Consider the following 11,207-nt stretch of genomic DNA (forward strand, 5'->3'; position numbering starts at 1 on the left):
GCGCGTCTTGCCAGCCCCCTTAGAACAGGATTTTGATAATGGCAGCGTTAGAGATTCACAACGTACGCAAAGAGTTTGGCAGCGAGCGGGTGCTGAAAGATGTCAGCATCTCCATCGATTCCGGCGAGTTTTTGATTCTGGTGGGGCCATCCGGCTGTGGTAAATCCACGCTGATGAACGCCATCGCAGGCCTTGAGCCGGTCACCAGCGGCAATATCTATATCGACGGCGAAGACGTCACCTGGCGCACCCCCGCCGAGCGCGATATTGCCATGGTGTTCCAGTCCTATGCCCTGTACCCCAGCATGACCGTGCGTCAAAACATCAGCTTCGGCCTAGAGATGCGTAAGGTGCCCAAGGCCGAGCGGGAAGCCGCCGTAGAGCGGGTGGCCGATCTGCTGCAAATATCCCACCTGTTGGAGCGCAAGCCCGCCCAGCTCTCCGGCGGCCAGCGCCAGCGGGTCGCCATGGGCCGCGCCTTAGCGCGAGAACCCAAGGTCTATCTGTTCGACGAGCCGCTCTCGAACCTGGACGCCAAGCTGCGCGTGGATATGCGCACCGAGATCAAAAAGCTCCACCAGCGTTTAGGCACCACCATCGTCTACGTTACCCACGACCAAGTAGAAGCCATGACCCTGGCGGACTGCATCGCAGTAATGCGCGATGGGCATATTCTACAGTTAGGCAGCCCCGATGAGGTCTATAACAACCCGGTGGATATGTTCGTGGCAGGTTTTATGGGCTCACCGTCGATGAACTTCATCCGCGCTACGCTGGAAGCCGACGGCGATAGCTATGCACTGCGCATTGCCACCCCCGACGAAGCCGACCTGCTGCTGCCGTGGCCAGCGGCCCGCCATACGGCAGGGCTGGTGGAACAGCTTAACAAGCCGGTGATTCTCGGCCTGCGGCCTGAACATTTCAGCGAAGAGGATGTGCGGCTCAGCGAGCAGGCCGAAGGCACGTTGTTGGAAGCCAAGGTGAGCGTAGTGGAGCCGACCGGAGCTGATATTCTGCTGCGCTTGCCTCTGGGTGAGCAGGAGATTACCGCGCGGGTGGGGCCAAAGTGTGAAGTTTCACCCGGCGAGCGCCTAGCGCTAAGGGTCGATATGTCCCGGGCGGTGCTATTCGATGCTGAAACCGAGCAGCGGCTGGCTTAAGCCGCTGCGTGAGCGGTATTAGTCGTTGTGCCGTGTGGCGGTGGGGGCGGGGTCTTTATCCAGCCGTTTGATCTGTCGCCACAGGTCCTGGCGAAGGTCGGCTAGTTTGGGCTGCTCTTCTGGTGTAAACGCCACCGGGCGGCATAGCCGCTGAGCGCGCATACCGAGGCGAGCGCTCAGCAGCCCCGTCGCTAAGCCTTGGCCGGCTCTTGCCGAAAGGCGGCCTGCCAAATCTAGCGAGAGCATGTCCATGCTGGCATCGGTAGCCAGTTCGCTGGCGCCTGCAAAGGCCATGTTGTGCAGCACATGGCGAAAGAGCCGCAGGCGGCTGGCGTAGCCAAGTTCCAGGCCGTACAGGCGGCTTAGTCTATCCACCATGGCAAGGCTGCGCCACGCCACCAGCGCCATATCCACTAGGGTCAGCGGGCTAACCGCCACCATAATGGCGGTCTCCCCGGACATCCGCGAGATCAACCGCTGAGCTTCCCGATCGCGGGGGGCCAGCAGGTGGTAGCGCAGCAGGGTTTGAATATCTTCACCGCTATGGTGCGGCTGGCACGCCCGCTGAAAGGCCAGCCAGTGCGGGTCGTCATTGCTCAGCGCGAGCTGCTGTTTTAACTGAACGGCCATCGCCTGGGCCTGCCGGTTAGAGCGCTGGGGAAGCTCGGCTAGGTTGGCCCGTAGCTGGTCGTGACGCTTTAAGCGCCGCAAACGGCCCAGCTCCTTGAGGAGCGACACGCCGCCCAAGCCAATCAGGCTAATGCCAAACAGCTGCCACGCCATCGTCATCCACTCAGACTGCGACAGCGCATCAGGGATGCCAGTCGCCAGCTCCACCGTACCCAGCGCGGCACCGCCTGCTAAGGCAAACATCAGCCCCCAGCGGCGCTTGCGGGGCGCGCCTAGGGTCTCTTCCGGCAGCGCTTTCAGTTCGGCTTGAGTCGCCAAAGGCTGGTTTGATTCGGTAGCGGTAAAGCGTTCGTGCTGGCGTAGGCTTTCCTGGGTGGGTTCGGGGGGCGCTTCGGTGTGGAAGTCGCGGCGGGGTTGTGGGTTGCTCATGTCAATTTGTCTCCCATCAGCCAGTCAATCGCGGCGTCCATACGAATGTGGGGCAGCGCCTCGTCGTCAACGGGCATCGGGCGGAAGCTTGGGAAATCAAACCCCTGCTGCTGCCAAAAATCGGCTTTGGGCAGGCGGCTGGGCACATCGCCGGGGTACACCAGCACGTCTTCGCCTTCTAACGTGGTGCCTTTCAGCGCTGGCGTTCGTTTGCCATCATGAAGCACTTCGCGGGCCTCGGTGGCGCGAATGGCTGCCAGCGACAGCGCTTTTACCGGGATATCGGCAAAGCGTAAGTCTTTCAATGGCTCCGCCAGCAGCGCTTCTAACAGCTGCACCACGTGGGTGTGCTGGTCGGGCGTCACGTGGTCCGCTTTGGTGGCAGCAATGGCGAGGCGGTCAATTTTCGGCGCGAACAGTCGGGTCAGCAGGCTGCGCTTGCCGTAATCAAAGCTTTGCATCAGTTGGCGCAGCGCACGGGAAAGATCCTCGAAACGCTCTGGCCCGGCGTTAAGTGCACCCAGCACGTCCACCAGCACAATCTGACGATCAAAGCGGCGGAAGTGGTCGCGGTAGAAGGGCCGCACCACCTGCTGCTGGTAGTAGCGAAAACGCGCTGCCAGGGTGGCGTAGAGGCTCGATTCGGGCAGGGCGTCGAGGGTTTCTTTGGGAATATCTAATCCGGGCAGCGGGAAGAACTGCAGCACCGGTGCGCCATCCAGCTCGCCGGGCAGCAAAAAACGCCCCGGCTGCAGGTCAGAAAAGCCCGCCTGCTTGGCGCGCCGTAGGCCCTGGGCATACGCCTCGGCCAGGGTAGCGAGCTGTGCTTCATCCGCTTCCGCGGCGGGGTCTAGCTGCTCTGCCTCGGCTAGCCATTCGCTAAACAGCGCCCGACGGTGGGGGCCTTCGTGCTGGGCTTGGCTCTGGCTCCAGCTATAGAAGTCGTGCTGCAGCAGCGGCAAATCCAGCAGCCATTCGCCGGGGTAGTCGAACAGATCCAGCGTCAGGTGAGCGATATCCGGCGTGAACCAGCCCTGTTGGGCAGGGCGGTAGCGCAGCTGTAAACGCAGCTCGCTAATGCCGCGGGTGGGTTCAGGCCAGCGCGGCGGTGTGTCTCTCAGCGATGCCATGCCGGGGTCATAGGGAAAGCGCGGCACGCCCAAATCCGGCTGGTTTAAACGCTGTGCGCCTAGCAGCCGGCCTTCACGGGCAACCGGCAGCAGGTCTAATTGTGCTTCTACGCCTGCATGGCGCAGCTGGTTTACCAGCGAGGTTAAAAACGCCGTTTTACCCGCTTGCGATAATCCCGTCACCGCCAGCCGCAGTTGCCGGTCTCGGCCTCGCTCTAACATATTGCTCAATTCGCGGCTTAACGGCTGGCGCATCCTGTCGATTCCTTCGTCGGGTGGGGCGTCTTGGTTAGATGGTTGGGCGTTAGCGCTGCCACATCAAGACAAGCTGAGACAGCATGGGTAGGGTTGCAATGATAAAACCAACAGCCGCAAGGCTATAGCCAGGCCAGCGGCGCTGCATTTTTTGGGCGAGCGTTAAGCCCACCAAGCACACCACCATACCAAGCAGGTTAAAGGCAAGCGTGGCTGCTTCCAGCCATTGCTGAGGGTCCATCGTCTCTCCTTCGTGTGTATTCATGCCTTGATCTTAGCAAAGCCTGAATGAACCGATCATTAACCGCGGCTTATTGTCGTACCCAGCAGGTGTTGCGCCCCAGGTACTAGCCAAACGGGATCAAGGCGGGTGTTCGCCGCTTCCACACACACGAAGTGCCGTGCAGCATCGGTGGGGGTGTCGTTGGGCAGGGCGCTATCCGGGTGCCATACCACCGTTGAGTCGCTGGACTGCTTGCCAATACGCAGCGTGCGCTGGCCGTCGTTAAGCAGCACCGCTTCGTTGGTGTGGTAGATGCGGTCAACTGCTCCGCGTATCGCCAACGTTCCCTGCTGCTCCGCTTCGGCAAAATCGCGTAGCTTATCTAAATAGCGTGCCCCTGCTAGGCCCTCCAGGCGGCACTGGTGGACATCATTCACCGCTAGATAGGTGTGCAGTGCGCCGCTGGTTTTCATCGGCGCGTCACCGATGTTTTCGCTGATAAGCTCAACGCTTAGCCGCTGGGCGTTGGCTTGAATGACCACGCGGGCGGTGAGCTGGCTATGCAGGCGCTCTTCCGGTGAAAGGTGCACTTCGATACCTTCGGCGTGGTCGTCAACGGCGTCCAGGCGCCACATGGCGTGACGGGCAAGCCCGTGGAAGGGGCCGGTACGCTCAGGGCTCTCATCGGCGTAGCGCTCGTCGGCAAACCAGGGCCAGCAGAGCGGAATACCGCCACGAATCGCGCCGGGCAGCGCCTGTGGGGTTGGGGTCACCCATAGCCAGCCGGTGTCGTCGGCGGGCTGGAAGTGCAGCACCTGCGCGCCCTGCAGGCTGATCGCCATTTCCCCCCAGGCCATGTTGAATAGCGCTATCTCACGCCCTTGCCAAGTGGCCCGTTGGTGGCCATCTACATTGCTAAGCAGCTGTTTGAGAGAATTGGGGATCATAAGGGAAGTCCTTGTGGGAAAAAGCAACAAATGGGCAGAACGGTAGTGCCGTGTGCTATGGTAGGACAAGCATAGGTGGAAGGATAGGTTGAAGGTAAAACCCCAAGCTGAGTGAAACCAAGGAGGTAGTATGGGCTTTATTGCATGGTTAATTATTGGTGGTCTGGCTGGCTGGATTGCCGGCAATATCATGCGCGGCGGTGGCTTTGGTATTTTAGGCAACATCGGCGTGGGCGTGGTCGGCGCGCTCGTTGGGGGCTTTCTATTTAGTTTGTTGGGTTTGCAAGCGGGCGGCTTCATCGGTTCGCTGGTCACGGCAACTGTGGGGGCTGTGGTTCTGCTATGGGTAATTAGCAAAGTCAAAAGTGCTTAGCGCAAGCCACTCTTTGCAGTGTCCGCTGCCCGGCCTCTGAGCCGGGCAGCGCTGTTTTGTGTGGCTGCTATCGGTCTTAGCCAAAGATTCCGTTACACTATGCCGCCTTTGGCAGCCCAACAGGCTGCTTTGTTTTATATGGCTTTCATTGATCGCTTTCTGTTTCTTCGAGGTGTCTTTTGGTCGACGCGCTAAATGCCTGGTGGGCTCAACAGCTGGTGCTGTGTGATTGGGCTTTTACACCGCACCCTATGGCGGTGGATGCGGTGGCAGCTGAACAACGCTTGCTGCAGCTGGGTATTACCGACCGTGGCGTGTTGGCAGACCAGCTGTTTTTTGCCCTCGGCGCACCGGCAGGCAGTGCGGATAAGCTACTAGGCGCGCTGGAGTGGGCTGCGCTGGCCGGGGCAGCAGGTTGGTTAAGCCAGGCTCAGGCGACCACCTGGGCGCATCATCTAACGCGGCGTATCACCTCCGATTATAGCGACCAGCGTGCATGGCTATCGGACCTACGCCGTGCGCTGGGGGCCAAGGGGTGGGAGACCGGCGCGGATGACCGCTTTATCGACGCCTGCCAGGCACTCGCTGATCTGGAGAGCGAAGGGGTAGGCGTCACATGGCAAGTGCTGGATGCCGCGTTAGCGCAACTGCCGCCACCGGCGTCGCTATGGCCGCAAGCACCCGAAGCTCAATCCTGGCGGCTTAATGCGCTGTTTCGTCCGGTGGTGGGCTATCCGGCCAGCGCTGCCGACTGGCCCGATGCTAGCCAGTGGTTAACGCAGATCTGGCAAGTGCATGACCGCGAGCAATTGCTAGAAGTGATACTGTGGCTGAGTGCCCAAGGCGAGCGCCAGCGTTGGGATATCGAAGCCCGCGAGCTGCTGGCAATGGATCATGCCCAACGCCAAGAGTGGCAGCGGGGCGCGGCGAACGATGCGCCTTACGCACCGGTGCTCACTACTTTCGTCAACCAAGGCGAGCCGTTGGAGTGGGCCGCCTGGGACTGGTTAAGGTTAGTGGAGTTGGCTTGGGCCGGTGCCTGCTGCGGCTGGCTAAGTCAAGCAGAAGCCGACGATCTAGCGGCTCATGCTGCAGACCTGGTTAGCCGCCGCTACCATGATTGGCACGCAGTACTGAAAGCGTACCTGCGCGGGCAGAGCCTGTTTGAAGGCGTTGACCGTCGTGGAATGACGCCGAGCGCCCGTCACAAGCTGCTAATGCACGCCCCCTATAGCCCATGGAGGCATCCGCTTGGCGCGCTATTAGATGAAGCCACCCGACAAGCTTCCCAAGCGCGCCTCAAGGCGTGGCGTAATACGCCCCATCATTGGCTTCTCGCCCTGGCCGGGGTGCGTGAACCCGATGTGATGCTGCGTCAGCTCAACCCGTCGGCGCCGCTCCCCGAGCAGCGCCGTGCGGATGCCGCCGTCTACTTGCAGGATTCGCTGGGCTTACATGCGGATGAGGGGCATCAAGTACTGGCCCGCTACTGGCTACCTGCCCAGGCGCATCATCTCAACCAGTTAGCGGCGGATGCCGTTCACGGCGTTCTGCCCCCATCGCAAACGCGCTTTGGCCAGCCGACCCCTGATGAGCTAAAACAGCGCAACGCGGTAAAAGGCGTGAGCCGTCACGCTGCGACGATTCACATGGCCGAGAAGTTTGCCTTCTACCTGCACATGGCCCTTGATAGCGGCCTATTCGAGCGTGAACCGCTCATGCAGCACGCCAGTGCCCTACGAAGCTGCTTGTGCCGCTTTTATGCCACGCCCAAGCGCCTGCTGGAGGCGTGGTTTGCCTGGGAGAGCTGCCTGCCGGAGCCGGAGCACGATTCGCTGATTAACGAGATTGCCTGGCATCTGGAAGACCCCGGTAGCCTGTTCCACTGGCTGGATTGGCGGCCGGATGCCTGGTGCGAGCCGGGAGAGCGCCCCACGTTGAGCCACTTTACGGCGATGTCGCTGGTGGGGCCGCTGAACAGTGCAGTGTGGAGCGAACCACAGCTGGAAAGCCCCCGGGAGTGCGCCGATATCCGTGAGTGGGTAGAGAGCCACTACCACCTCACCAGCGCCGACGATATGCAGGAGTTTTTAACCTTCATGCTGGAAGCCGGGGATCGGCAGGAGTACCAGATCAACTACGCGCCTTACACGCTGAACCCGGAGCGCCTAGCGGCTGAAATCGCCATTTTGGAGTCCGGCGACTGTGGTGAAGAGGAGCGCCACCATCTGCTGCGCCTGCGCCGCGTTAGCACCAACGAGGATGGCTGTAACGATGTGGATATGGCCGCCTGGGATATTGCCCAGCTAGTGGATTTAGCCATTGCTGCACGGCAGCTAGGCTGGCTCGACAAGCAAGCGTTTGCAGAGGTGTTGGATCGCGCCTACCAGTTAGCGGCGGATCATTACGCCGGCTGGCAGGAGTATGCGGCGGGCATGTACGCCGGTTTCTCGTTTTTTATGGGCGACACTCCCGAACGTGAGAGCTTTTTAGCCGGTTTCCGGCAGGCCTTAGTGGCCTGGATATGCGGTGCGCCGGTATTGGCTGGCCCCTGGGCGAGCCTCGATTTTCCGGGCAATAAGCCGCGCCATTTTGCACCGCTGCATATTGATACGCTGCCCGGTGATCAACGGATCCTACATTAGACTCGCCAAGCATAGGATAACTGGCTTATAGTCCAGGGTTTGTAAAAATGGGTTTTCCCATGCTTGGGTCCCTTTCTTTTTTAATACGTCACGAGGTTAATCGCATGGTTGCGTCGCCACACCCCGCTGTGACCGCTGTCCGTGTTGTAAGTGTTTGTGTCGTCGTTGCTTTATTAGCTGGCTGTGCAGGCTCCGCCTCGCGCCAGGGCGTGGATGCCCCAGGGGATTATTTCTCGATGGCGCTGCCGGGTATGGAGGGCGCATCTTCCCAAATGTCATCTGTTGACCCTATTAATGCCCACCTGCGCAGCCTGCAGACGCCCCCACCAACGGTCGTTCGCCAAGCGCTGTTAGAGCAGCACCAGCGCTGGGCTGGAACGCCTTATCGCATTGGGGGCACCACGGAGCGGGGTATCGACTGCTCCGCCCTGGTGAGAAACGTTTTCCGCGATACCTTTGATGTTGAGTTACCCCGTACTACCTACGGTCAAGTGAATGAGGGACGCCCGATCGACCGCCAAGAGCTGCAGGCGGGCGATCTGGTCTTCTTCCGCCCACCCGGGCGCTATAACCATGTGGGCATTTATGTGGGGAATGGCTACTTCCTCCATGCCTCCACCTCCAAAGGCGTGACGATTTCACGCCTGGATAATAGCTATTGGCAGCGCTACTACTGGCAGTCGCGACGTGCCCTGGAGCCGACCAACCTGGCGCAGTTGAGCAGCCGCTTAACGCCGTAAGGACGGCCGGAAGGGCGGCGCCGGTAGCAGCGTTGGTTAACGTTGGAAGTGACATGATTGAAGCAAAAACGCGCGCCTGGTGGCGCGCGACGGCGGCCCTATGCTTAGGGTCGTTTCTAGTTTTCATCAATCTCTATGTACCGCAACCGCTGCTGCCGGGGCTTAAAGAGGCTTACGGGGTGTCCACCCTGGGCGTCAGCCTGTTGATGTCGGTTTCAACCCTCTCGTTAGCCTTGGCGCTGTTGGTATTCGGGCCGCTCTCCGATGCGATCGGCCGGGAAGGCATTATGCGTATTACGCTGCTGCTGGCGGGCGGCCTCTCGCTGGCGCTAGCCTTGGCGCCTACCTTTGAGAGCTTGTTACTGTTGCGCCTGCTTCAAGGCTTTGTGCTCGGCGGTTTGCCCGCCGTCGCCATTGCCTGGATGGGCGATGAATTCGATAAAACCGCCCTGGTAAGTGCGGTGGGGCTCTATATCGGGGCCAACTCGCTAGGCGGTATTAGCGGGCGCATCGTCGGGGGTGGCGCGGCGGCCATCGGCGGCCCAAGCGCCGCGTTTATCGCGGTAGGTGCCATGACCGTGGTGGGCTGCATTATCTTTTGGCGGCTGCTGCCCAATAGCCAGGCCTTCATGCCTAAACGCTTTCAGTTGCGCCAGGCGATGGGCGACCTGCTGGGCCATTTGCGCTCGCCGGTGCTGCTCGCCGCCTACTGCCTGGGCGGCATTAACTTTTTGATTTTTATTAACCAGTACAGCTATATCACCTTCCGGCTGGCGGATGCGCCGTATCAACTGGCGGCCAGCGGCTTAGGGCTGATTTTCTTAACCTACCTGGGCGGCACCTTCGGCTCGACGGTATCGGGCAAATTAGCGGGGCGCTTTTCGCCGGCTAGCTGCATCTGTGCGGGTATTGCGATTTTGATGCTGGGCACGGCGGTGACGTTAGCTAGCGCGTTGCCCTTGATTATTCTTGGGCTGACCATTAACGCCTTCGGCTTCTTTATGGCGCACTCATTGGCGTCTAGCTGGGTGGGGCGCTATGCCCAAGGGGCACGGGGCAGCGCCTCGGCGCTCTACTTGGTGTTTTACTATCTAGGCGCCAGTATCGGCGGTTTCTGGTTGGAGCCATTCTGGCGCTGGTCGCAGTGGCAGGGCGTGGCCATCGGCTCGTGGCTGCTGCTGTGCGTTACCCTGGCCATTGGCGTTGGCCTATGGCGCTTCGAGCGGCGCGCTAGCCGCGCTTAATCTGCCATCTTCCAAGTAACGCTGTTGGTGGCATAAACGGTTGAGTAGCGCCAAGTCGTGGCTAATCACGATCACGCCTAGGTGGTGGCGCTCAGCGTGAGCCTTGAGTGCCTGCCATAGCCTCAGTTGGGTAATAGGGTCCAGCATGGTGGAGATTTCATCAGCCACCACATAGCGCACGCTGGGAGCGAGGGCGCGTAGTACGCACACCCGCTGCAGCTCCCCACCGGAGAGCGCGCTGGGAAAGCGCTTAAGCCACCCAGGCTCTATGCCAAACGCCTTCATCAGCGCATCGGGAGGTGTCCATGCCTCTTTCAATATCTTTCCCACCCGCCAGCGCGGGTTTACTGCCAGCTCCGGCGACTGCGGCAGCCACTGCACCGGCCGCAGCCCGCGTGGGGGTAGCGGTAGGCCGTCTACCCGCACGCTCCCCTGGCAGGGGGTGAGTTGGCCCGCCAGCAGCTTGCCAAGGGTGGATTTTCCTGCACCAGAGTCGCCACTTAGCCCTAGCCACTCGCCAGGGGCAAGACGCAGGGAAATATCCTCCAATAGCGGAGCGCCCGAAGGCGCGTAAAACGATAACCCGTGTGCTTCAAGCAAGCGCTGGCTCCTGGTGCGGGGTGTTGAGGGGGAGTGTAGTGAACCCATTATCCGGTAGCGCCTGCCAGAGTGCCCGCGCATAGCCACTTGCTAACTGGGCTCCCTGGCCTTGAAAGGCATGGGCCGGGGCGGTTTCCAGTGCTTGGCCCTGATGCATCACAGTAACCTTATCGGCAATGGAGAGGGCATGGCGCAGGTCGTGGGTAATCAGCATCACCGCTTTGCCCTCCAGGGCGATGGCTTTTAGTGCTGCCAGCACACGATCCCGCTGTTTGGGGTCTAAACCTACGCTGGGTTCATCGGCAATGATCAGATGGGCGTTGCCTGCTTGGGCCATGGCGATGAGCACGCGCCGCGCCATGCCTCCAGAGAGCTCATGGGGGTAGTGAGACGCCGCATGGCTGAGCCGGTATCCGCTGAGCAGCTCGGTAGCACGCTGCCGGGCCGCTGGACGGTTGAATCCGGCCCGTTGGGCTGCCCAGCATACCTGATGATGGCTGCGGGCCAGGGGGTCAAGGGCGCTTAACGATTGCGGGATGAGCGCCAGTTGGTGCCCACGCAGCTGGCGCTGGCGGTCAGGGGTTAAGTCCTCCCCCTGGAATTGCAGTGCCCCTTCAACGCGGGCTGCCTGGGGCAGCAGCCCCATAATGGCGTAAGCCAGCAGGCTTTTTCCCGCGCCTGATGCACCGACTACGGCATGTACTTCGCCTGGCTGCAAGTGCAGCGAGAGCGACTCGATACAGGTGGCCCACTCCCGCCGCCACCAGCGGGGATAGTGGGGAAGTTGTAGCGTCAGCCGGTCAATGTTCAGCATGGCAGGCTCCTTGGGTT

11 protein-coding genes are annotated in these 11,207 nt (G+C 60.8%); 5 read left to right on the forward strand and 6 right to left on the reverse strand.

Going from position 1 to position 11,207, the window contains the following annotated elements; genetic code table 11:
* The first annotated feature begins 38 nt into the window (after positions 1 to 38).
* Positions 39 to 1,160, forward strand: coding sequence for an ABC transporter ATP-binding protein (locus tag LG300_RS04105; RefSeq protein ID WP_404377128.1), 1,122 nt, complete (start codon positions 39 to 41; stop codon positions 1,158 to 1,160).
* Between the two features lie 18 nt (positions 1,161 to 1,178).
* On the opposite strand, the gene LG300_RS04110 is transcribed toward LG300_RS04105, so the two are convergent.
* Genes LG300_RS04110 through LG300_RS04125 form a run of 4 tightly spaced genes read right to left on the reverse strand, consistent with a single transcriptional unit; the run spans position 1,179 to position 4,774 of the window.
* Positions 1,179 to 2,219, reverse strand: coding sequence for a YcjF family protein (locus LG300_RS04110; RefSeq protein WP_404377129.1), 1,041 nt, complete (start codon positions 2,217 to 2,219; stop codon positions 1,179 to 1,181).
* Positions 2,216 to 3,604 carry a YcjX family protein gene (locus tag LG300_RS04115; RefSeq protein ID WP_404377130.1) on the reverse strand — a complete coding sequence of 463 codons (1,389 nt, stop codon included), beginning with the start codon at positions 3,602 to 3,604 and terminating at the stop codon, positions 2,216 to 2,218. The genes LG300_RS04110 and LG300_RS04115 overlap by 4 nt, the downstream gene beginning before the upstream one ends.
* 49 nt (positions 3,605 to 3,653) lie before the next feature.
* On the reverse strand, positions 3,654 to 3,845 hold the full coding sequence (locus LG300_RS04120; RefSeq protein ID WP_404377986.1) for a hypothetical protein: 192 nt from the start codon (positions 3,843 to 3,845) through the stop codon (positions 3,654 to 3,656).
* Positions 3,846 to 3,904: 59 nt separating this feature from the next.
* The gene (locus LG300_RS04125) at positions 3,905 to 4,774 is read right to left on the reverse strand and encodes a D-hexose-6-phosphate mutarotase (RefSeq protein WP_404377131.1); all 870 of its coding nucleotides are present in this window, start codon (positions 4,772 to 4,774) and stop codon (positions 3,905 to 3,907) included.
* A gap of 130 nt (positions 4,775 to 4,904) precedes the next feature.
* On the opposite strand from LG300_RS04125, the gene LG300_RS04130 reads away from it, so the two are divergent.
* The 4 genes from LG300_RS04130 (at position 4,905) to LG300_RS04145 (ending at position 9,776) form a co-directional block, all read left to right on the forward strand.
* Positions 4,905 to 5,147 (forward strand): GlsB/YeaQ/YmgE family stress response membrane protein, encoded by a 243-nt coding sequence (locus tag LG300_RS04130; protein WP_044627819.1) that lies wholly within the window; start codon positions 4,905 to 4,907, stop codon positions 5,145 to 5,147.
* Positions 5,148 to 5,326: 179 nt separating this feature from the next.
* The gene (locus LG300_RS04135) at positions 5,327 to 7,792 is read left to right on the forward strand and encodes a DUF1266 domain-containing protein (RefSeq protein ID WP_404377132.1); all 2,466 of its coding nucleotides are present in this window, start codon (positions 5,327 to 5,329) and stop codon (positions 7,790 to 7,792) included.
* A gap of 104 nt (positions 7,793 to 7,896) precedes the next feature.
* Positions 7,897 to 8,532, forward strand: coding sequence for an NlpC/P60 family protein (locus LG300_RS04140; RefSeq protein ID WP_404377133.1), 636 nt, complete (start codon positions 7,897 to 7,899; stop codon positions 8,530 to 8,532).
* A gap of 53 nt (positions 8,533 to 8,585) precedes the next feature.
* Positions 8,586 to 9,776, forward strand: a complete 1,191-nt coding sequence (locus LG300_RS04145; protein WP_404377134.1) for an MFS transporter — start codon at positions 8,586 to 8,588, stop codon at positions 9,774 to 9,776.
* Here LG300_RS04145 and LG300_RS04150 read toward each other — a convergent pair.
* Together LG300_RS04150 and LG300_RS04155 are read right to left on the reverse strand one after the other, a co-directional pair.
* Positions 9,741 to 10,376, reverse strand: coding sequence for an ABC transporter ATP-binding protein (locus LG300_RS04150; protein ID WP_404377135.1), 636 nt, complete (start codon positions 10,374 to 10,376; stop codon positions 9,741 to 9,743). The genes LG300_RS04145 and LG300_RS04150 overlap by 36 nt on opposite strands.
* Positions 10,369 to 11,190, reverse strand: a complete 822-nt coding sequence (locus LG300_RS04155) for an ATP-binding cassette domain-containing protein (RefSeq protein WP_404377136.1) — start codon at positions 11,188 to 11,190, stop codon at positions 10,369 to 10,371. Before LG300_RS04155 ends, LG300_RS04150 begins: the two co-directional genes overlap by 8 nt.
* Positions 11,191 to 11,207 lie beyond the last annotated feature (17 nt).

Origin of the sequence: Vreelandella aquamarina, from assembly GCF_044805175.1 — a bacterium.
In the GTDB taxonomy this organism is placed as follows: Bacteria; Pseudomonadota; Gammaproteobacteria; order Pseudomonadales; family Halomonadaceae; genus Vreelandella; species Vreelandella aquamarina_B.

Coding starts and splice junctions, on each gene's coding strand:
- LG300_RS04155 (WP_404377136.1), bottom strand. CDS start 11,190: ATGCTGAACATTGACCGGCTGACGCTACAACTTCCCCACTATCCCCGC.
- LG300_RS04110 (WP_404377129.1), bottom strand. CDS start 2,219: ATGAGCAACCCACAACCCCGCCGCGACTTCCACACCGAAGCGCCCCCC.
- LG300_RS04125 (WP_404377131.1), bottom strand. CDS start 4,774: ATGATCCCCAATTCTCTCAAACAGCTGCTTAGCAATGTAGATGGCCAC.
- LG300_RS04105 (WP_404377128.1), top strand. CDS start 39: ATGGCAGCGTTAGAGATTCACAACGTACGCAAAGAGTTTGGCAGCGAG.
- LG300_RS04115 (WP_404377130.1), bottom strand. CDS start 3,604: ATGCGCCAGCCGTTAAGCCGCGAATTGAGCAATATGTTAGAGCGAGGC.
- LG300_RS04120 (WP_404377986.1), bottom strand. CDS start 3,845: ATGGACCCTCAGCAATGGCTGGAAGCAGCCACGCTTGCCTTTAACCTG.
- LG300_RS04145 (WP_404377134.1), top strand. CDS start 8,586: ATGATTGAAGCAAAAACGCGCGCCTGGTGGCGCGCGACGGCGGCCCTA.
- LG300_RS04130 (WP_044627819.1), top strand. CDS start 4,905: ATGGGCTTTATTGCATGGTTAATTATTGGTGGTCTGGCTGGCTGGATT.
- LG300_RS04140 (WP_404377133.1), top strand. CDS start 7,897: ATGGTTGCGTCGCCACACCCCGCTGTGACCGCTGTCCGTGTTGTAAGT.